The sequence below is a fragment of the Streptomyces sp. NPDC023573 genome (assembly GCF_055559735.1).
The window spans coordinates 596,683-615,496 of the sequence record NZ_JBVHKB010000002.1 but is presented as its reverse complement, the minus strand read 5'-3'; the positions used below and the strand labels follow the sequence as shown (position 1 = coordinate 615,496).

Annotated in this window: 19 protein-coding genes; 7 read left to right on the top strand and 12 right to left on the bottom strand. The window is 71.5% G+C overall.

The window, feature by feature from the left end; all coding sequences use genetic code 11:
- Positions 1-187 precede the first annotated feature (187 nt).
- The gene (locus ACZ32T_RS09390; RefSeq protein ID WP_467270212.1) at positions 188-829 is read left to right on the top strand and encodes a TetR/AcrR family transcriptional regulator; all 642 of its coding nucleotides are present in this window, start codon (positions 188-190) and stop codon (positions 827-829) included.
- 24 nt (positions 830-853) lie between these two features.
- On the opposite strand, the gene ACZ32T_RS09385 is transcribed toward ACZ32T_RS09390, so the two are convergent.
- Positions 854-1,813, bottom strand: a complete 960-nt coding sequence (locus ACZ32T_RS09385) for an endonuclease/exonuclease/phosphatase family protein (protein ID WP_467270213.1) — start codon at positions 1,811-1,813, stop codon at positions 854-856.
- A gap of 29 nt (positions 1,814-1,842) precedes the next feature.
- Positions 1,843-2,601, bottom strand: a complete 759-nt coding sequence (locus ACZ32T_RS09380) for a GDSL-type esterase/lipase family protein (protein WP_467270215.1) — start codon at positions 2,599-2,601, stop codon at positions 1,843-1,845.
- Here ACZ32T_RS09380 and ACZ32T_RS09375 point away from each other — a divergent pair.
- Complete coding sequence (locus tag ACZ32T_RS09375) at positions 2,600-3,586, top strand: YncE family protein (RefSeq protein WP_467270217.1); 987 nt, start codon at positions 2,600-2,602, stop codon at positions 3,584-3,586. The two genes, ACZ32T_RS09380 and ACZ32T_RS09375, sit on opposite strands and share 2 nt — an antisense overlap.
- Before the next feature lie 22 nt (positions 3,587-3,608).
- On the opposite strand, the gene ACZ32T_RS09370 is transcribed toward ACZ32T_RS09375, so the two are convergent.
- Together ACZ32T_RS09370 and ACZ32T_RS09365 are read right to left on the bottom strand one after the other, a co-directional pair.
- Positions 3,609-4,010, bottom strand: a complete 402-nt coding sequence (locus tag ACZ32T_RS09370) for a PPOX class F420-dependent oxidoreductase (RefSeq protein ID WP_467270219.1) — start codon at positions 4,008-4,010, stop codon at positions 3,609-3,611.
- A gap of 42 nt (positions 4,011-4,052) precedes the next feature.
- Complete coding sequence (locus ACZ32T_RS09365) at positions 4,053-4,826, bottom strand: TetR/AcrR family transcriptional regulator (protein WP_467366096.1); 774 nt, start codon at positions 4,824-4,826, stop codon at positions 4,053-4,055.
- A 111-nt stretch (positions 4,827-4,937) separates the two neighbouring features.
- On the opposite strand from ACZ32T_RS09365, the gene ACZ32T_RS09360 reads away from it, so the two are divergent.
- From ACZ32T_RS09360 to ACZ32T_RS09345, 4 genes are all read left to right on the top strand, one after another.
- Positions 4,938-5,936, top strand: coding sequence for an ATP-binding cassette domain-containing protein (locus ACZ32T_RS09360; protein WP_467366094.1), 999 nt, complete (start codon positions 4,938-4,940; stop codon positions 5,934-5,936).
- Positions 5,933-6,763, top strand: a complete 831-nt coding sequence (locus tag ACZ32T_RS09355; protein ID WP_467270225.1) for an ABC transporter permease — start codon at positions 5,933-5,935, stop codon at positions 6,761-6,763. Before ACZ32T_RS09360 ends, ACZ32T_RS09355 begins: the two co-directional genes overlap by 4 nt.
- 31 nt (positions 6,764-6,794) lie before the next feature.
- Entirely contained in the window at positions 6,795-7,349 is a 555-nt protein-coding gene (locus tag ACZ32T_RS09350) for a GNAT family N-acetyltransferase (protein WP_467270227.1), read from the top strand.
- 90 nt (positions 7,350-7,439) lie between these two features.
- On the top strand, positions 7,440-9,188 hold the full coding sequence (locus ACZ32T_RS09345; RefSeq protein WP_467366092.1) for a GAF domain-containing SpoIIE family protein phosphatase: 1,749 nt from the start codon (positions 7,440-7,442) through the stop codon (positions 9,186-9,188).
- A 22-nt stretch (positions 9,189-9,210) separates the two neighbouring features.
- Here the strand turns inward: ACZ32T_RS09345 and ACZ32T_RS09340 are convergent, their stop codons facing one another.
- From ACZ32T_RS09340 to ACZ32T_RS09305, 8 genes are all read right to left on the bottom strand, one after another.
- A complete protein-coding gene (locus tag ACZ32T_RS09340) occupies positions 9,211-9,822 on the bottom strand; it encodes a Uma2 family endonuclease (protein ID WP_467366090.1) in 612 nt (203 codons plus the stop codon).
- Between the two features lie 150 nt (positions 9,823-9,972).
- Positions 9,973-11,091, bottom strand: a complete 1,119-nt coding sequence (gene serC / locus ACZ32T_RS09335; protein ID WP_467366088.1) for a phosphoserine transaminase — start codon at positions 11,089-11,091, stop codon at positions 9,973-9,975.
- 95 nt (positions 11,092-11,186) lie between these two features.
- Positions 11,187-12,395, bottom strand: coding sequence for a cytochrome P450 family protein (locus tag ACZ32T_RS09330; RefSeq protein WP_467270232.1), 1,209 nt, complete (start codon positions 12,393-12,395; stop codon positions 11,187-11,189).
- Positions 12,392-13,627, bottom strand: coding sequence for a cytochrome P450 (locus ACZ32T_RS09325; RefSeq protein WP_467270233.1), 1,236 nt, complete (start codon positions 13,625-13,627; stop codon positions 12,392-12,394). The genes ACZ32T_RS09330 and ACZ32T_RS09325 overlap by 4 nt, the downstream gene beginning before the upstream one ends.
- A complete protein-coding gene (locus ACZ32T_RS09320; RefSeq protein WP_467270235.1) occupies positions 13,624-14,280 on the bottom strand; it encodes a GTP-binding protein in 657 nt (218 codons plus the stop codon). Before ACZ32T_RS09320 ends, ACZ32T_RS09325 begins: the two co-directional genes overlap by 4 nt.
- Positions 14,261-14,632 carry a DUF742 domain-containing protein gene (locus tag ACZ32T_RS09315; RefSeq protein ID WP_362939621.1) on the bottom strand — a complete coding sequence of 124 codons (372 nt, stop codon included), beginning with the start codon at positions 14,630-14,632 and terminating at the stop codon, positions 14,261-14,263. The genes ACZ32T_RS09320 and ACZ32T_RS09315 overlap by 20 nt, the downstream gene beginning before the upstream one ends.
- On the bottom strand, positions 14,629-15,075 hold the full coding sequence (locus ACZ32T_RS09310; RefSeq protein ID WP_467270238.1) for a roadblock/LC7 domain-containing protein: 447 nt from the start codon (positions 15,073-15,075) through the stop codon (positions 14,629-14,631). The genes ACZ32T_RS09315 and ACZ32T_RS09310 overlap by 4 nt, the downstream gene beginning before the upstream one ends.
- Positions 15,072-16,577, bottom strand: a complete 1,506-nt coding sequence (locus tag ACZ32T_RS09305; RefSeq protein ID WP_467366085.1) for a sensor histidine kinase — start codon at positions 16,575-16,577, stop codon at positions 15,072-15,074. The genes ACZ32T_RS09310 and ACZ32T_RS09305 overlap by 4 nt, the downstream gene beginning before the upstream one ends.
- Before the next feature lie 447 nt (positions 16,578-17,024).
- Between ACZ32T_RS09305 and ACZ32T_RS09300 the strand changes: the two genes are divergently transcribed.
- Positions 17,025-18,788: an LCP family protein gene (locus tag ACZ32T_RS09300; protein ID WP_467366298.1), complete on the top strand. Its 1,764-nt coding sequence runs from the start codon at positions 17,025-17,027 to the stop codon at positions 18,786-18,788.
- The last annotated feature ends 26 nt before the right edge of the window (positions 18,789-18,814 follow it).

The following is an 18,814-nucleotide window of genomic DNA, read 5'->3' as shown; positions in this document are numbered from 1 at the left end:
CATCCGTGCGAGCGCTCACCGGTCCTGGGGGACTGTGGGCGTGGCGGCGCGGCGCGGGACGCGTCGGGCGGGTCGTACCAGGACAATGGCGCACGCGCCATCCAGTGGCGCCCGCGCCCTCTCCGGCCCGCGCGACCGCTCGACGGCGGTCGTGGGCACCGGATGTGCGGCAGACCAAGGAGGACCCGTGGTGGATGTCCCGGTGGACCAAGTGACCGGTGCGGTCGACGGTGTGCGTACGCGGGCCCGTGGGCAGCTCCTCGACGCCGGCCTGGAGCTGTTCGGGGTGTACGGCTACGCGCAGACGTCGGAGTACGCCCTGTGCGCGACGGCCGGGGTGTCGGAGGAGGTTTTCCGGGAGGAGTTCGGCTCCCGGGAGGGCTTGTTGATGGCGCTGCACAACCAGATCACGACGGCCGGACTACGGGCGTCCGAAGTGGCCCTGCTCTCCGAGGGGATGGACGACTGCCCCCTGGAGCAGCGCTTCCGGCTGCTCTTCGACGCGTACGTGTCGGCGGTGACCCGGGACCTGCGTGAGGCGCGGGTGACGTTCGTCGAGGTGCTGGGCGTGAGCCCGGCCGTGGACGCGCACTGCAAGCGGTGGCGTGACCTGTGGACCGACTTCCTCACCGGTGAGGCCGAACGCGCCGCTGTGCGCGGTGAGGTGGAGGAGCGGGACCACCGGGTGGTGGTGATGGTGATGGTCGGCACGGTCCACGAGCTCATGGCGCACCACGCCCGCCGCCCGCGCAGGGCACGGCCCGACGAGGTGTCGGAGGAGCTGACCAAGCTGGGGCTCGCGATGCTCGGGATCGAGATGGCGAGCTGAGCCCGGACCGTCCCGGGGCACCTCTCAGAGCCGGATGTCCGCCGCTATGGGCAGGTGATCGCTGCCGGTGGCGGGCAGCGACCGGACGCGGGTGACCGTCGCGGACCGGGTGAGGACCTGGTCGATCCGGGCCACCGGGAGCGTCGCGGGCCAGCTGAACGCGAAGCCCGGTCCCGGAGTGCCCATCAGCGAGGTGACCGGCTCCAGACCCCGGTCGTCCAGCGTGCTGTTGAGGTCGCCGAGGAGGATCACCCGGTCCAGGGGCTCGGCGGCGATGGCCTCGCCCAGGAGAGCGGCGCTCTCGTCCCGCCGCCCGGAGGTGAGCCCGGTCGCGCCGATCCGGACGGAGGGCAGGTGTGCGACGTACACGGCGACCTCTCCCCGCGGTGTACGGGCGGTCGCGCGCAGGCCGCGGTCCCAGCCCGCGCCGACGTCCTTCGGCCTGATGTCCACCAGCCGTACGCCGGTGAGGGGGTGTTTCGACCAGAGGCCGACCGTGCCCTTCGTCGCACGGTGGGGGTAGTCCGCGGCCAGGGCCGCCTCGAACGCGGGCAGGGCCGGGGCCGTCAGCTCCTCCAGGGCGACGATGTCGGCGCCCGTCCCGGCCAACGCCCGCGCGGTGGCAGCCGGGTCGGGGTTCGCGTCGCTGACGTTGTGCTGGACCACGGTGAACGTGCCGTCCGGTGCCGGCCCCCCGGAGAACAGCAGCCCCCCGAAGAGCGCGGCCCAGGCGGCCGCGGGCAGCAGCAGCGCCGCCGACGCCAGGAGGGAGCGGCGCAGGAGCGCCGGGACCAGGAGGACGGGGACGGCCAGACCGAGCCAGGGGAGGAAGGTCTCCGTCAGGCTCCCTACGCGGCCCGGGGTGTTGGGGACCAGGCCGGGGAAGACCAGAAGGCCCGCCGTCAGAAGGCAGAGCAGGGCGGTCACGCGGCCCCGCTGCCAACTCCAGCCGGGCGCTCGCCCGTCCCGCTTCTTCTTCGTCACGCGTTCGTGCTCCGTGGTGGTCAGGGGGATCAGGCCGCCGCCAGCGCTCCCGCGTACGGGGCGCCCACGCCCCAGGCCTGGTGCATCGCGTCGGCGAAGGCTCCGGCGAGTTTGTGCTCGCCGGTGGGGCCGGGGTGGGTGCCGTCGTAGGTGTCCGTGTGGATGTCGTAGCCCGCGGGGTGCGAGGCCAGCAGGACCGGGGACGACGGGGTGTCCAGGTCGGCGACCGCCTTCGCGAGCAGGGTGTTGAAGCGGTCGCACTCGGCGGCGAAGGGGGCGTCGGACTCCGCCCGGATGTTCGGTATGACGGGGAGCAGAACCAGCCTGATCCGCGGGTTGGCGGTGCGGGCCGCGGCGATGAACTCCCGGGCGTTCGCGGCGGTCTGCGTGCTGTCCGTGTAGAAGCCGAGGTCTATCAGGCCGAGCGAGACCAGCAGGACGTCGGCGCGGGCCGCCGTGACCGTGTCCGCGATGGCCGGGGCCATGTGGAGCCAGCCCTCGCCCCAGCCGGCCAGGTGCCGGCGGGCGGGCGCGGGGAAGTCCGGGTCGGCATAGGCGTGGGACAGCGGGGCGTTCGCCCCGGGGTCGTACAGCTCCGTACGCGGGCCGGTGATCGCGTACCCGCCGTCGCCGAGGGTCGCCCGGAGGTGCTGCCACATGCGGTAGCGCCAGGTGAAGTCGCCGGCCTTGCCCACGGTCATGCTGTCGCCGACGAAGAGAAAACGCATGGCGACATCATGGCCGATCACCGCTCCGGCCTGCGACGTGACAGTGGACACTTGTGCCATGAGATCGCTGCTGACCGCCTCCGCCGCCGCCACCCTCCTGTTCCTGACGGGGACGGTGCCCGCCGTCGCGGACGACGGGGACGGGGCGGACCGCACCTTCACGATCGAGGACCCCCGCATCACCGAGTCCAGCGGTCTCGCCGCCAGCCGCGCCCACCCGGGGATCTACTGGACTCACAACGACAGCGATGACGGGCCCTACGTCTACGCCGTCGACTCCCGGACCGGGAAGACCGTGGCGACGATCACCATGAAGGGCGTGGGGGAGCCACGGGACGTGGAGGCGATCTCCGTCGGGCCCGACGGGAATCTTTACGTCGGTGACATCGGCGACAACCTCGACGGCTCCTGGGACCACGTCTGGATCTACCGCTTCCCGGAACCGAAGCGGCTCGCGGACGCCACGGTTCGGGCGACGCAGTTCGACGTGACGTACGCGGACGGGGCGCGCAACGCCGAGGCGATGATGGTCCACCCCACGACCGGGCGGGTCTACATCGCCTCCAAGAGAGAGGGCGGCGGCGGGCTCTACGAGGGCCCCGAGAAGCTGACCACCGGCGGGGGCAACGTCTTCCGGCGCGTCGGCGAGGTGCCGTGGGTGACGGACGGGGCGTTCTCGCCGGACGGCAAGGAGCTGGTGCTGCGCTCCTACTTCAGCGCCCGCCGCTACGCCTTCGCCGACGGCCGGCTCGGCGCCGACCACGCGGTGAGCGTGCCGCTCCAGGGACAGTCCGAGTCGGTGACGTACACGGCGGACGGCTCGGCGATGATGTTCGGCACCGAGGGCGGGCAGAGCGAGGTGATCCGCGTCGGTGTGGAGGGCGGGGGCGGCGACAAGGCCTCCCCGAACGGAGGGGGCGGCGGGACGTCATCCGACGACGGTGGCGAGGACGGCGTCTCCGGGAAGGGCACCGCGACGGGCGGCGCCGTGGCCGTCGTCGTCATCGTGCTGGCCCTGCTCGCGGCCAAGCGCCGCCGGGGGTAGGACTGTCCTCGGTGCGGCCCGTTCAGGCGTCGTCGGTGATGGGCCGCAGCTCGTAGTGGAGCGTGCGGTCGCGCTTCAGCCGGTGGGTCAGTGGGACGGCCACGCCCTGGAGCGCCGGGTACTTCCGGGAGAGCGTCCGGGCGGCGTGGGTGTTCTCCTTCGAGTCCTGCGGCAGGAGCCGGGCCCATGCCTTCACCGGCGGCCCTGTCGGCGCGCCCCGCACGGTGCACGGGGCGATCTCCACCACCGGATGGTTACGCATCCGGTCGACCTTCCAGGCCGAGGAGAACGTGCGGATGTAGGCGTGGTCCCCCTCGACGGCGATGCTGACGGGGGTCCTGGCCGCTGATCCGTCCGGCCGGCGGCTGCTGAGCAGGACGGTGTACTGCTTCACGAACGGCTCTAGCTCGCGGATCGTCTCCATATACCTATGGTGCATGAAAACGGGAGGATCCGGGCTTTCCGGTCACTGCTCCTCGCGCTGCCGGACCAGGGTCTCGAGGCCGTCGACGATGCGCCCGAGGCCGAAGGCGAAGTGGTCGAAGTCCGACCCGAAGGCGTCCGCCGACAGGGCGGCCATGCGCGGGTAGTCGCCACTCAGCATCGCCCGCTCCAGATAGGGGCGCTGGCCCTCCCAGAAGGCGGCGTCGTCCAGGCCCGTCTCCCGGGCGGCTTCCATGGCGTGGTTCTCGGTGCGGGCGAGACCCTCGACGAAGCTGTTGACCGTGATGATCACCCCGATCAGTTCCGGGTCGGTGAGTCCCATGCCCCGGAGGCCGGTGAGGGCCAGTTCGAGGCCGCGCAGGGCGCTCGGTCCGAGCACCGTGCGGGCCTGGTTGATCTTGAGGAGCCAGGGGTGGGCCCGGAGGGTGTCCCGGTAGGTGCGGGCCATCGCGTCGACGGCCACCCGCCAGTCCTCGGGCACCTCCGAGGCGTCCATGGCGAGCGGCTCGCCCTGGACGCGGTCGAGCATCAGGTCGAGCAGTTCGGCCTTGCCGGGGACGTATCGGTAGAGCGTCATCGTGCCGGTGCCGAGCTCCGTGGCGAGGGAGCGCATCGAGAGGACGTCGAGGCCCTCCGCGTCGGCGATCCCGATGGCCGCGGTGACGATCCGGTCGAGCGTGAGGCCCGGCTTGGGGCCGCGGCTGGGGCGCTCCCCGGTGCCCCAGAGGAGCTCCAGGCTCCGCCCGATGTCGCCGCTGCCGGTGGTCGTGCCGTCTGCCCGTCCGATCTTCGCCATGGCCTCAGGGTAAGCCCGCGAGCGAAAAACTGGGTACGGTGTACTCGTAATCGGGTACGGTGTACTCGGTTTCCCGGGGCCGGTCCCGGGAGTCGGAGAGGGGAGTGAGCCATGTCCGCATCCGGATATGCCGTGCTGGCCGAGCGGGTGGTGAAGAGGTACGGGGCGAAGAAGGGGGCGGCGGAGAAACACGCGCTCGACGGGTTCGACCTGGCGGTCCGCCCAGGGACCGTGCACGGGCTGCTCGGGCCGAACGGTGCGGGGAAGACCACCGCCGTACGGGCCCTCGCGACCCTGCTGCGGTTCGACGGCGGCCGGGCCGAGGTCGCGGGTCTGGACGTGGCGCGCGAACCGCGCCGCGTTCGGAGCCGGATCGGGCTCGCCGGACAGTACGCCGCCGTGGACGAGGTGCTCACCGGCAGGCAGAACCTGGAGATGTTCGGCCGCCTCTTCCACCTGGGCGGCGGCGGGGCCCGGCGGCGCGCCGGCGAACTGCTGGAGCAGTTCGACCTGGCCGACGTCGCGGGCAAGGGCGTCAAGGAGTACAGCGGAGGGATGCGGCGGCGGCTCGACCTGGCCGCCTCGATGATCCTGGCACCCACCGTCCTGTTCCTCGACGAGCCGACGACCGGGCTCGACCCCCGCGGCCGCGGCGAGGTCTGGGACGCCGTGCGGGCACTCGTGGCCGACGGTACGACGGTGCTGCTGACCACGCAGTATCTCGACGAGGCCGACAAGCTCGCCTCGCACATCACCGTCATCGACCGGGGGCGGGCCATCGCCGACGACAGTCCTGACGGGCTGAAGGACCGGGTCGGCGGTGACCGGATCGAGGTCGTCGCCGCCGAACCGGCCGACCTGCCCGCAGTGGCGAAGGCCGTGGACCGGGTGGCGGGCGGCGGGCTGGTGGTGACGGACGCGCCGGACCGCCGTGTGCACGCCCAGGTCGCCGACCGGGTGGCCGCGCTGACCGAGGTCGCGCGCGCCCTCCAGGACGAGGGGATCGCGGTGGAGGACATCGGGCTGCGCAGGCCGAGCCTGGACGACGTGTTCCTGCGCCTGACGGGACGCGGGGCGGAAGCCGCCGCGGGAATCGAGGTCGCGGCATGACCACCCTGGAACCGCACGCCATCACCGGCCGCGAGCGGAGCCGCGCGTACTGGGCGCTCGCCGACTGCTGGAACGTCACCCGCCGCAGCCTCACCCACTACCAGCGCCAGCCCCTCGCGATCGTCTGGCAGCTCGGCTTCCCGATCATCTCCGTGCTGCTGTACGGCTATGTCTTCGGCAGCGCGATGAAGGTCCCCGGGGGCGGCGACTACCGGGAGTTCTTGATGCCCGGCATGTTCGCCATGACGATGACCATGGGCTTCATGAACACCGCCATGGCTGTGGTCACCGATGCGGGCAAGGGGGTGATCGACCGCTTCCGGTCGATGCCGATGGCCCCGTCGGCCGTAGCCACCGGGCGCGGGACCGCGGACCTCGTGGTGGCCGGCGCCGAGCTGACGATCCTGGCGCTCACGGCACTCGCGATCGGCTGGCGGGCGGGCGGCAGCCCGCTGGAGGCCGTAGGGGCGTTCGGGCTGCTTCTGCTGCTGCGGTTCAGCCTGATCTGGGTGGGGGTGTGGCTGGGCCTGCTCGTCCCGAATCCGGAATCGGCGGGCGGTCTGTACGCCGTGGCGTTCCCCGTCACGATGATCTCCAGCGCCATGGTGGCCCCCTCGCTGATGCCCGGCTGGCTGGGCACGCTCGCCGCCTGGAACCCGGTCTCCTCCACGGTCACCGCCGCACGGCAGCTGTTCGGCAATCCGGTGGCGAGCGGCGGCACCTGGGTCGAGGAACACGCCCTGCTGATGGCCCTGGTGTGGCCCTTGGCGATCACGCTGGTGTTCCTGCCGCTCGCCGTACTCAGATTTCAGCGACTCAGCCGCTGATCCTCGGCGGGGCGCCGCGTAGGCTCCGCCCATGCAGGTCAACGGGGCCCCCGAGCCCTTCTCCACCTCCCGTCTCGACGCGCTCCCGCTCGACGTCGCACACGCGCAGGAGATGGCCGCGGTCCTCTTCGATCCCGCGCTTCACACCTACACGGGAGGCGCGCCGGAGGACGCCGACACCCTGCGCGCCCGCTACGAGCGCCAGGGCGCAGGCTCGCCCGATCCCGCCGAACGCTGGTGGAACTGGGTGCTCCGGGTGCGTGCCGACGGATGCCTGGCGGGTTACGTCCAGGCCACCGTGCGCGGGACGCGGGCGGAGGTCGCCTGGGTGGTCGGAGCCCGGTGGCAGGCCAAGGGGTACGCCAAGGAAGCCGCGGCCGGTCTGGTCCGGCACCTGCTGGACCAGGATTCCGTCCGTACCGTCGTCGCCCACATCCACCCCGGCCACGCGGCGTCCGCCGCCGTGGCCTCGGCCGCGGGGCTGCTGCCGACGGGCGAGCGGGAGGACGGTGAGGTGCGGTGGCGGCGGGACGTCTCCCAGGACACCGCGCCGGGAGAGCCGACGGGCTCCGACCCCGGCCTCTGATCACGACATGGCCTGAATTGTCTTATACCTTCGTAGAGCGTGGTGCGTGGAAACCGCCACGGTTGCCGAGGGATCGACGGAGGCCCCGGGATGGGCGAACTGGGGAGGCTGGAGGCGCTGCGGCTCGCCGGGCTCACCGCGGCGGCCGACCCGGGCATGGACCGGTTCGCGAGACTGGTCGCCCGGTTCCTCCACGTCCCCGTCTCCCTGGTCTCCCTGCTTGAGGCCGACCGGCAGGTCTTCCCCGGCATGGTCGGACTCGCCGAGCCCTGGGCGGGACGGCGCGAGACACCCCTGAGCCACTCCTTCTGCCAGCACGTCGTCCTCGACCGTCGTCCGCTGGTCATCGAGGACACACGGGCGCACTCGCGGACCTGCGCCAGTCTCGCGATCCCCGACCTCCAGGTGATCGGGTACGCCGGGATGCCGCTCACGGATGCCGACGGACACGTCCTGGGGTCGCTCTGCGCCATCGACCACAAGCCCCGGAAGTGGACCGAGGGCGAACTGCAGGACCTCGCGGACCTCACGGCCGCCTGCTCGGTGGAACTGCGCCTGCGGATCGCCTCCGAGCAGATCCGGCAGGATCGCGACCACGCCGGCCTGCTGCTGCGCGCCTCCGTCGAGCTGGGCCATTCCCACGACCTCACGGACCTCACCCGTCGCCTGCGCCACATGTTCGACGGCCCCTACGAGCCGTCCTTCGTGGGTCTGCTGCTCGCCGACCGCCAGGGGCTGTGGCGTGTGATCGACCCGGACGACGTGAAGCCCGTGGAGACAGCCATCGACCGCCTGGACATGGCCGCCGGGTTCCCCAGTACGCAGGCCATGCGCGAGCAGCGCACCGTCTTCGTCCCGGACCACGACGCACTCGTGGCCGGCTTCACCCCAGAGGCCGTGGCCGGGTACGACGCGCTGGGCATCCACTCCGTGCTGTGCGTACCGCTGCCGGGCCGCCGCGGCGTACTCATGTGGTGCTGGGCCCGGCCCCACGTCCTCGCGGTGACGGAGGAGGCGGCCCTCACCGCGGTGGCCGGGTACGCCGGCCAGGCGGTGGACCGCACCCTGTTCGTCGAGACCCGGCTCAGCACCGCCGAACGGCTCCAGGCCGCGATGCTGACCGACCTCCCCGAGGTGCCGGGCCTGGACATGTCCGCCCTGTACCTGCCGGCCACCGACCAGGACATGGTGGGCGGCGACTGGTACGACGCCTACCTGCTGCCGCCGCTGATGGACGCCCCGCACCGCGCCCTGATGCTGTCCGTCGGCGACATCATCGGACACGACGTCCAAGCCGCCGCCGTGATGGGGCAGATCCGCAGCATGCTGCGCATGGCCACCCTCGGACACCCCGCGCACTCGCCCGCCGCCGCGCTGGACGCGGTCGACAGGTCCTTCGACGCACTGCCGCTGGGCCCCGGCGCCACCGCGGTGCACGCCCGCCTCGACCCGGACGGCGGCCGGTGGCATCTGACCTGGTCCAACGCGGGCCACCCACCGCCACTGCTGCGGACGCCCGACGGCCGCGTCTCCGCCCTGGACGAGCACGACCTGCTCCTCCTCGGCGCCCCGGCCGGCCCCGCCCGCCACGACCACACGCAGGAACTCCCCCCGGGCAGCGTGCTCCTGCTGTACACCGACGGGCTGGTCGAGCGCCGGGACACCGACATCGACGCGAGCATCGGCCGGACGGCGTCCATCCTGGCGGCACACGGCGACGAGCCCCTGCCACAGCTCCTGGAGGCGCTCTCCCACGGACTGGCGGACGCTCCGCAACGGGACGACGTGGCGGTGCTCGTCGTCCGGGTCGGTGCCCCCGGGGCCCAAGAAGCGACGTGAGCTCCCGGTTGGCGGCACGGCCTCAGGCGCGGGGTCGGCCCGCCTTGACCAGCTCGGCGACGTCGAGGGTCAGCTCGGCGCCGATCGACGCGGGAAGCGCGGCCGACTGGCCCGGAGCGTAGACCTCGTGGCTGTCGTACGTGCAGCCGGTGGGCTCCGTCAGCACGTGGATGCGGCCACGGCGGCGGTCCAGGATCACGTACACCGGGATTTTCGCCTCGGCGTACGCGGCGACCTTGTTGCGCAGGTCGCTCTTGTAATTGCCGGAAGTGACCTCCAGCACGAGGCGGAAGACCGCCGGGTCGTAGCAGTTGTTCCCCATCAGGTGCTCGTCGAAGTCGGCGTCGACGATGGCCAGGTCCGGGATGGCGTAGTCCTCCGGTCCGCCCGGCAGCCACAGGCCGATCGCCTGCAGGACTTCGGTCTCCCCGTCGTCGAGCCCGGCCGCGATGAAGGGCCGCATGAGTTTGGTCAGAGCGCGCGCGTGCGGGCCGTCCGGGGGTGGGGCCACGGTGATGACGCCTCCGATGATCTCGACGCGATAACCCGGAAGCTGCTCCGTCAGGCGGTTCGCCGTGACGAGCATCGGTTCCGGCTCGTCGTCACAGGGGTGCTCGACTGCTGCTGCAGACATTGAGGGCCCTCCTGGAATGGCTCGTGTCGAGACCATCATCGTAGGGCGGGACGCCCCACTTCGTCCCGCAGGCGGTTCATCACCCGGCTGAGTGAAGCAGAAACGGCCCCGCACACCGAGGTGTACGGGGCCGTCCGGGACGGGTGACCGTCAGAGCTTGTCGATCACGTAGTCGATGCAGGCGGTGAGCGCCTGGACGTCCGCCGGGTCGATCGCCGGGAACATCGCCACACGCAGCTGGTTGCGGCCCAGCTTGCGGTACGGCTCCGTGTCGACGATGCCGTTGGCGCGGAGCACCTTGGCGACGGCCGCCGCGTCAATGCCGTCCTCGAAGTCGATCGTGCCGATGACCTGTGAGCGCTTCGCCGGGTCGGTGACGAACGGGGTGGCGTACTTCGACTCCTCGGCCCAGCTGTACAGGTGCTGCGAGGACGCCGCCGTGCGGCCGGTCGTGAAGTCCAGGCCGCCCTGGGTGTTCATCCACTTCAGCTGCTCGTTCAGCAGGAAGAGGGTGGCCAGCGCCGGGGTGTTGTACGTCTGGTTCTTCAGGGAGTTGTCGATCGCCGTGGGCAGCGAGAAGAACTCCGGTACGTGCCGGCCCGAGGCGTGGACGCGCGCGGCGCGGTCCAGGGCCGCCGGGGAGAACACGCCGATCCACAGGCCGCCGTCGGAGGCGAAGGACTTCTGCGGGGCGAAGTAGTAGACGTCCGTCTCGGTGATGTCGACCGGCAGGCCGCCCGCGCCGGAGGTGGCGTCCACCAGGACGAGGGAGCCCTCGTCGGTGCCCGCGACCCGCTTGACGGGGGCCGCGACACCGGTGGAGGTCTCGTTGTGCGTGAAGGCGTAGACGTCGACGCCCGCCTCGGCCTCCGGGTCCGGGTGGGTACCCGGGTCCGAGGCGATGACGGTCGGGTCGGACAGCCACGGGGCGAGCTTGGCGGCCTTGGCGAACTTCGAGGAGAACTCACCGAAGTTCAGGTGCTGGGACTTCGACTCGATGAGACCGTGCGTCGCGACGTCCCAGAAGGCGGTGGAGCCGCCGTTGCCCAGGATCACCTCGTATCCCTCGGGGAGGGAGAAGAGGCTGCGCACGCCGTCACGCACCTCGCCGACCAGGTTCTTGACCGGGGCCTGGCGGTGAGACGTACCGAGAAGGGAGGTGCCGGTCGCGGCCAGCGCGTCGACCGCCTCCGTCCGCACCTTGGAGGGCCCGGCGCCGAAACGTCCGTCGGCGGGCTTGAGGTCTGCGGGAATCTGGATGTCAGCCACGATCCGGAGCGTAGTCCCTCCCGGAAGCGGTCGAGGACCGTGTCCGTCCGATGAGACACACGCTCCGGATCGTGGGCGGCCGGCGCGGGCCCGGATCAGCCGAGGTCGACCGGGAGTTCGTACAGGTCGTTCTGGGTCACGATCGGCTTGTTCCGCAGCTCGGAGGCCGGCACCGCGAGGTCCAGCGCGGGGAAGCGCTCGTACAGCGCGGGCAGCGCGACCCCCGCCTCCAGCCGGGACAGCGCGGCACCGGGGCAGACGTGCGGGCCGTGGCCGAAGGCGATGTGGCGGTTGGGCGAGCGGGTGATGTCGAACTCACCGGCGGTCGGCCCGTACTGCTTCTCGTCGCGGCCCAGCGCGCCGAACGAGACGATGAGGGCCTCGCCCTTGGGCAGGACCTTGTCACCGACCTCGATGTCCTCGGTCGCGAAGCGGATCAGGACGTGCGAGGTCGGCGTGTTCCAGCGGAGCGTCTCCTCGATGACGTTCTCCCAGGGCACCTCGCCGCTCAGCACGCGCTTGCGCTGCTCGGGGTGGGTCTGGAGCGCCTCCACCACATTGACGACCAGGCTGATCGTCGTCTCGTGACCGGCCGCGATGATCAGTTGCAGCGTGTTGACGATCTCCTCGTCGGTGAGGTGGTCGCCCTCCTCGGAGGCCGCGATCAGGGCGCTGGTCAGGTCGTCGCCCGGGTTCGCCCGCTTGTCGTCGACGATCTTCGTGAAGAGGGCGCCGAGGTCCGCCATCATCTGCGGGACCTCCTCGGGCGGGGTCTGCGTCGAGAAGAACTTCTCGAACAGCTCCTTGAGCCGGGGGTGGTCGGCCGCGTCCACGCCCATCAGGTCGCTGATGACGTTCATCGGCAGCGGGTAGGCGAACTCCGCCTTCAGATCGACGGTCTCCCCCTCGGGCAGCGCCGCCAGCCGGTCCAGCGAGGCGTTCGTCAGCGCCTCGATGCCGGACCGCAGCCGTTCCACCCGCTTCACCGTGAGCGCCTGCGCGACCAGGCCGCGCAGCCTGCGGTGCTCGGTCCCGTCGACCGTCAGCATGGAGCGGCCCGGGTTGGCGAGGCCGATCAGCGGCCAGTCCATCGGGATCTCGCCGCGCTGCCAGGCGTTCCAGACGTTGATGTCCTTGACCACCCGGCTGTCGGTGAGCAGCTGGCGCGCCTCGGCGTGGTGCGTCACCGCGTAGCAGTGCACCCCGCCGGGGAGCTCCACCTCGGCCAGCGGCCCGGCGGCGCGCAGGGCGGCGCTCTCCGTGTCGAGGTCGGCGACGAGGGGATCGAGGGCGATCCGGGTCATTTCTGGCCTCCAAGTGCGGGGGTGGGCGTGAAGTGCACCGGCAGCTCCGTCAGCCCCCGCAGCCACGGGGACGGGCGCCGGGTCAGCTGGTCCTCGGGGACGGCGAGGTCCACGTCCGGGAGCCGGTCCAGGAGCACCTCGATCCCCGTACGGGCGATGACCTCCGCGGTCTCCTGGGCGGGGAACGGGCAGCGGTGCTCGCCGTGGCCGAAGGAGAGGAACGCGTTGTTGCCGCCGGTCAGGGCGGACCCGTCGGTGCGTACCTGCGGGTCGCCGTTCGCGGCGGCGATGCCGAGGAGCAGCATGTCGCCGGCGCGGATGTGGCGTCCGCCGAGGTGGGTGTCGCGGGACGCCCAGCGGCCCGCGACGTTCTGGGTGGGGGTGTCCTCCCAGAGCACCTCGTTCATGGCCTCGGCGACGCTGTGCCGGCCGCCGGAGAGCGAGGCGGCGAAGCGGTCGTCGGTGAGCATCAGCCGCAGCGAGTTGCCGATCCAGTCTGCGGTCGGCTGGTGGCCCGCCGCCATCATCACCATGAGGTCCTGGGCGACCTCCTCGTCCGTGAAGCCGCCCGGGTCCTGGAGCATCCGGCTCGCGACGTCGTCGCCGGGGGCGGCGTGCTTGTCGACGAGGAGCTGGTGCATGGCCGCGCCGAGGTGCTGCTGTCCGGCCAGGGCCCGCTCACGGCCGTCGATCATGTCGTTGAGCGCGCCGACGAGGGGCCCTCCGACCTCGTCGCTGAAGCCGTAGATCCTCGCGAGGACGCGGGCCGGGAGCAGCATCGCGTACTCGGCGATGATGTCGGTGCGGCCGGTGGAGCAGAAGCGGTCGACGAGCTCGTCGGCGAACTCCTCCGCGTACTGCTTGAGCGCGAACGGGTCCACGGACTCCAGGGCGTTGCTGATCATCGACGCCCGGACGGTGTGCCGCTCACCGACCGTGTAGAGGATCGACGGCTGCTTGCGGCCGATCATCGGCAGCAGCGGCCAGCCGTCCGGGATGTTCTCCCACTGGTTCCACAGGTCCGAGTCCCGGCTGAAGAGCACCGGGTCGTTGGTGACCTGGTGCAGCTCGCGGTAGCCGAGGATCAGCCACGCCGGTATGTCGCCGTCGAGTGCGACGGGGGCCACGGCGCCGTGGTCGCGGCGCATGTCCCGGTACAGCCGCACGGGGTCGGTCTGGAACCGCGGCCCGGACAGGGGCACGGAGCCGTGGGACACGGGGCACTTGGTCACGGGGTCCGCTCCGGGGTCATCGCCGCGGCGCCCGCCCCGCCCGCGAGGGCCGCTTCGGCGCCCTTCGCGTGGGCGAGGGAGAGCGCGTGGAGGTGCTCGACCAGCGTGATCAGGACGTACTTGCTGGAGGAGCGGTCCCGGGCGTCGCACTCGACGAGCGGGACGTCGGGGGAGAGGTCGAGGGCCTCACGGATCTGCTGCTCGGTGTGGAGCGGGCCGCCGAAGTCGTTGCACGCGACGATGAACGGAGTGCCGTGGTGTTCGAGCCGGTCGATCGCGTACCAGGAGTCGGCGAGCCGCCGGGTGTCGACGAGGACGACGGCCCCCAGGGTGCCGGAGAAGAGGCGGTCCCACAGGAACCAGAAGCGTTCCTGGCCGGGCGCGCCGAAGAGATAGAGGACCGACCGCGCGTCGAGCGTGATGCGGCCGAAGTCGAAGGCGACCGTGGTGGACGTCTTGGAGTGCACACCGCCGAGGTCGTCGACGGCCTCGCCCGCGCGGGTCATGGTCTCCTCCGTGTTGAGCGGACGGATCTCGCTCACGGATCGGACCATGGTGGTCTTGCCGACCCCGAAGCCGCCGACGACGACGATCTTCAGTCCGTTGTCGGCCGTCGCCTGCAGGGCGGCACGGTCAGAGGTTGCGGAGTCCAACGAGCACCTGTTCCAGGGTGTCGGTGTCGGGGAGCCGGTCCTCGACACGTGCAGTACGGGGGTGGCGGGCGCTGATCCGGCCGGTGTCGAGCAGGTCGCACAGCATGATGCGGACGATGCTGACGGGCAGGTTCAGGGTGGCCGAGATCTCGACGACCGCTGTGGGGCTGTGGCACATCCGCAGGATCGCGACGTGCTCCGACTGCATTCCGGGGGTCGGTTCGCACTCGGCGACGACGAGCGTCACCAGGTCGAACGCGGCCGAGTCGGACCGGCTGCGGCCACCCGTCAGGGTGTACAGCCGGTCCGGGTCGTCGTCGCGTCCGGGGCGGGGGCGCGGGACCGATGTCATACGTCCGCTTTTTCCGTGGCGGGGGCAGCCGCGTCACCGGTGGCGGGGTCGCGCGGCGGGGCGACGAGGTACTCGCCGAGCTGCTCGACGAGTTCGCTCATGTTGTGGCCGACGAGGCCGACGTCGGAGTCCTCGGCGGCCACGACCGCCAGGTGGGCGCCCGCGCCCGCTTCGACGATGAACAGCACGCCGCCGTAGAACTCGGTCATCGCGGACCGTACGCCGCCGGTGCCGTCGCCGAACTCCATGGACGCGCCGTGCGACAGGCTCTGGATGCCGGCGGAGATCGCGGCCAGCTGGTCGGCCTGGTCGACGGAGAGTTCGGGGGTGCGGCACAGCTTCAGGCCGTCCCGGGACAGGACGAGGGCGTGCCGGGCGCCGGGCGTGCGGTCGAGCAGCCCCTCCAGCAGCCAGTTCAGCTTCTCGTCGGTGGTCGCGCTCATCGGGTGTTGCCTTCCGGGTGCGGGGAGTTGGCTCGTACGGCCTTGCTGAAGGTGCTGAAGCGGGCAGCCTGCACCTTCGGGTCGGTGGTACGGGGCCTGGGGGTTTCGGCTCCGCCGGGGGCGGCATCGCCGGTACGGGCTTCGGCGGCGGCCAGGGTGCGGCCGCGGCGGCGCTTGGGCAGGCCGCTCTCTCCGAACTGGGGGACGGAACCGGTGGACTCGGACGCCGAGCCGGGCTTCCCGGTTGCCGCCACCGGGCGGGACGCGTCCTCGGGGGAGTCCGCCGAGGCCCGGCCTCCCCGGTTCTCCGCGTCCGGCGTCGCGTGGTCGGGCTCCGGCTCGGGACGCCGGGCGGACTCGGGGAGCGGGGCGGGGGCGGGCGTACGGGAGATGAGTTCCTGCGGCAGCATCATCAGCGCGCCCGTGCCGCCGCGCGCCGACGGCCGGAAGGAGACGGTGAGGCCGTGCTTCCTGGCCAGCCGGCCGACGACGGCGAGGCCGAGCCGGGTACCGGAGAGGCCGGTGAGGTCCTGGTTGGCGGCGGAGACGGCCCGTTCGGCGCGGCGCAGCTGCACATCGCTCATCACCAGACCGCTGTCCTCGACGGTGACGACGATGCCCGCCGGGACCTCCTCGACGTACACATGTACCTCGGCGGTGGGCGGCGAGAAGTTGGCAGCGTTGTCGAGAAGCTCCGCCAGGGCGTGCATGACACCCTCGGCGGCGTGCCCGGCGATCGCCACGTCGCTGGTCGAGTGGAGGCGGATGCGCTGATAGCCGCCGATACGGCCCATCGCGCCGCGCAGGATCGACTCCATCACGATCGGCTTGGCCCAGCGGCGCCCGGAACGCGCCCCGGTCAGCACGGCGATGGAGTCGGCGAGACGGCCCGCCTGGGCGGTGCGGTGGTCCAGGTGCAGCAGGTCGCCGAGCACGTCCTCGGCGGTGTGCCGGTGCTCCATCTCACGCAGGTCGGCCAGCATGCTGGTGGCCAGGGCCTGCATCCGGCCGGCGGCGTTGGCACACGCGGCGACCGCGGCGGAGCGCTCGGTCTCGCTGCGCCGGGCGCGGGCGGTGAGCCGCGCGGTCTCGGCGGTGAGCCGCTCGTGCTGCTCGGCCGCGTCGGCGGTGACCCGTGCGACACGCTCGTCCGCCTCGGCGGTGACCCGGGCCGCCTCGGCCGAGGCCGCCGCTCGGATCCGGGCGGTCTCGGCGGTGAAGCGCTGCGCCTCGGCGGCGGAGGTCGAGACGAGGCGGGAGGTCTCGGCGGTGAAGCGTTCGGAGTCGGCGGCCCGCAGGGCCCGCAGATGCCGGGCGGTGGCGAGCGTGTGGACCGTCACGGCCACCGCGACGCACAGCAGCGCGGCGGTGGCGCCCGACCCCCAGGCGAGGGGTGACCGTACCGAGGCGGGAGCGGCGGAGACCGCCCACAGGCACAGAGCGCCGGTTACGGCTGCCGAGATCAGCAGGGCGAGTGCGGTCGGCCGGATTGAAGGGCGCAATCGGAGTCCTCGGGGCGGACGGTGCGGCGGGAGGGACGGGTGCGACGGAGGGACATTCAGGACACATCGGTGTGGTGATGGTGAAAGAACCACAACTGGAGCTGATTGTTCCTGATCAAGTCACGGCAACTATAGGAGAATTGGCGACTTGTTTGGGGATTCCTTGTGGCCACTTCTGTATGAAATCTGGCTTGAACCGACCTCATTCGCCCCGGCGGGTGGGTGTTTCCCGTGTTGCGTGAGAGCGGGGACGGGCGAGTCGTGGTGAATATGGCGGTATGTCCCCTGTGTGATGCTTGATTTGTCACGATCGTCGCTACCGGGCCGGTGGCCAGCTAGTGTGAGCGCTCCGGTGCGTCCGACCTCCCAGGTCGGCACTGCCGTAAGAAACACCGCGCGCCTTGAAGGGGGAGGCGCCGCGTGGCCCCGACGGAGGACGCAGCAACCGTGGACGCGCAAGGCCGTGGGCGGGACGAGGGAATCGACCCCGCAGACCAGTGGGTACTCAACCCGGACACCGGTGATTACGAACTGCGACTGACTCCCTCCTCAGGGCGATCATCCGCGTCGGCCGGTACGCCGGACGCCAGAACGCCCGGACCGCGCCGCAGGCCGAGTCCGGAGACGGCGCCGCCCGGCGACCGGGCCACCGTGCCCGGCCAGCGCGGCGGCCGCCGGGGTTCCGGCGGCGGGCGCGGGGACCGGGACGTGACGCGGAAGCCGGGGGGGCGGGCGGCGGCGCCTGCCACCGGGCGCCGCAAGGCGAAGCCGAAGAAGTCCCGGAAGAAGAAGGCGCTGGTGTGGACCGGCGGTGTGCTCGCCTTCCTGCTGGTGGGCACCGGCACCGCGGGCTACCTCGTGTACCAGCACTTCAACGCGAACATCACCGCCGTCTCCACCGACGGGGCCGGCACCGGTGGCTTCAGCAAGGACCGGGCGATCAACGTCCTGGTGATCGGGACCGACAAGCGGACCGGCGAGGGCAACGAGGGCTACGGGGACGCGGGAAGCGTCGGCCACGCCGACACCAACATCCTCTTCCACGTCTCCAAGGACCGTACGAACGCGACCGCGCTGAGCATCCCCCGGGACCTGATAACCGACATCCCCAACTGCCCGACCACCCTGGAGAACGGGGAGAAGAAGGACATCCCCCCGACGGCGGGCGGCCGCTTCAACACCAGCCTCGGCCAGTCCGACCGCACCCCCAGCTGCACCATGCGGACGGTCACCGAGCTCACCGGCATCACACCCGACCACTTCATGGTGGCCGACTTCAACGCGGTCAAGTCCCTGACGACGGCCGTCGGGGGTGTGGACGTCTGCCTCGCCAAGGACATCGACGACGAGGACTCCCACCTCAAGCTGTCCCAGGGCGAGCACACCCTCCAGGGCGAGCAGGCCCTGGCCTTCCTGCGCACCCGGCACTCCGTCGGATTCGGCAGCGACCTGAGCCGCATCGAGATCCAGCAGCAGTTCCTGGGCTCACTGATGCGCAAGCTGAAGTCCAACGACACCCTGACCAGTCCCACCAAGATGTGGTCGCTCGCGGAGGCCGCCACCAAGGCGCTCACCGTCGACGACAAGATCGCCGACATAAACCAGCTCCGGAAGCTGGGCATGGAACTGGCGTCGGTCGACCCCAAGAACATCACCTTCACCACGGTCCCGGTGCTGGACAACCCGGACGACAAGGCCACCGTCATCCTCGACGAGTCCAAGGCGCCGCAGGTCTTCTCGATGATGCGTGAGGACGTCTCCTTCACCGCCGTGGAGAAGCAGGAGAAGGCGGCGGCGAAGGCGAAGAACGACGCCAAGCTGAAGGGCGCGAAGGCCGACCCGGCGGACGTGCGGGTCGACGTCTACAACGGCGGCGCCCCCGCAGGCTCCGCACAGGGCGCCCTGGACTGGCTGCAGAACGAGCAGGGCGTGCTGAAGTCCACCAACAAGGCGAACGCGCCCGAAGAGGTCAAGAAGACCCAGCTCGTCTACGCCCCCAACCAGGCGGACCAGGCCCGCAGTCTGGCCGCCATGATGGGTCTGTCGGCCTCGGCCCTCAAGCCGACGACGACGGACGCGGGCGAGATGGACCCGATGGTCCTGACCCTGGGCCCGGACTTCAAGAGGGCGGGCAGCCCGCTCTCGGCCCCCGGGAAGACACCGGACGGCGTCCAGCGCGTGGAGGCCGACAAGGCGGTCTGCGCCAAGTGACACCGCCGGCCCCGCGAGCCACCGCG

What these genes read in the sequence shown, in the direction of transcription:
- ACZ32T_RS09375 (WP_467270217.1), top strand. Translation starts at nt 2,600, where the DNA reads ATGAGATCGCTGCTGACCGCCTCCGCCGCCGCCACCCTCCTGTTCCTG.
- ACZ32T_RS09380 (WP_467270215.1), bottom strand. Translation starts at nt 2,601, where the DNA reads ATGGCACAAGTGTCCACTGTCACGTCGCAGGCCGGAGCGGTGATCGGC.
- ACZ32T_RS09370 (WP_467270219.1), bottom strand. Translation starts at nt 4,010, where the DNA reads ATGGAGACGATCCGCGAGCTAGAGCCGTTCGTGAAGCAGTACACCGTC.
- ACZ32T_RS09365 (WP_467366096.1), bottom strand. Translation starts at nt 4,826, where the DNA reads ATGGCGAAGATCGGACGGGCAGACGGCACGACCACCGGCAGCGGCGAC.
- ACZ32T_RS09360 (WP_467366094.1), top strand. Translation starts at nt 4,938, where the DNA reads ATGTCCGCATCCGGATATGCCGTGCTGGCCGAGCGGGTGGTGAAGAGG.
- ACZ32T_RS09355 (WP_467270225.1), top strand. Translation starts at nt 5,933, where the DNA reads ATGACCACCCTGGAACCGCACGCCATCACCGGCCGCGAGCGGAGCCGC.
- ACZ32T_RS09350 (WP_467270227.1), top strand. Translation starts at nt 6,795, where the DNA reads ATGCAGGTCAACGGGGCCCCCGAGCCCTTCTCCACCTCCCGTCTCGAC.
- ACZ32T_RS09345 (WP_467366092.1), top strand. Translation starts at nt 7,440, where the DNA reads ATGGGCGAACTGGGGAGGCTGGAGGCGCTGCGGCTCGCCGGGCTCACC.
- ACZ32T_RS09340 (WP_467366090.1), bottom strand. Translation starts at nt 9,822, where the DNA reads ATGTCTGCAGCAGCAGTCGAGCACCCCTGTGACGACGAGCCGGAACCG.
- ACZ32T_RS09330 (WP_467270232.1), bottom strand. Translation starts at nt 12,395, where the DNA reads ATGACCCGGATCGCCCTCGATCCCCTCGTCGCCGACCTCGACACGGAG.
- ACZ32T_RS09315 (WP_362939621.1), bottom strand. Translation starts at nt 14,632, where the DNA reads ATGACATCGGTCCCGCGCCCCCGCCCCGGACGCGACGACGACCCGGAC.
- ACZ32T_RS09310 (WP_467270238.1), bottom strand. Translation starts at nt 15,075, where the DNA reads ATGAGCGCGACCACCGACGAGAAGCTGAACTGGCTGCTGGAGGGGCTG.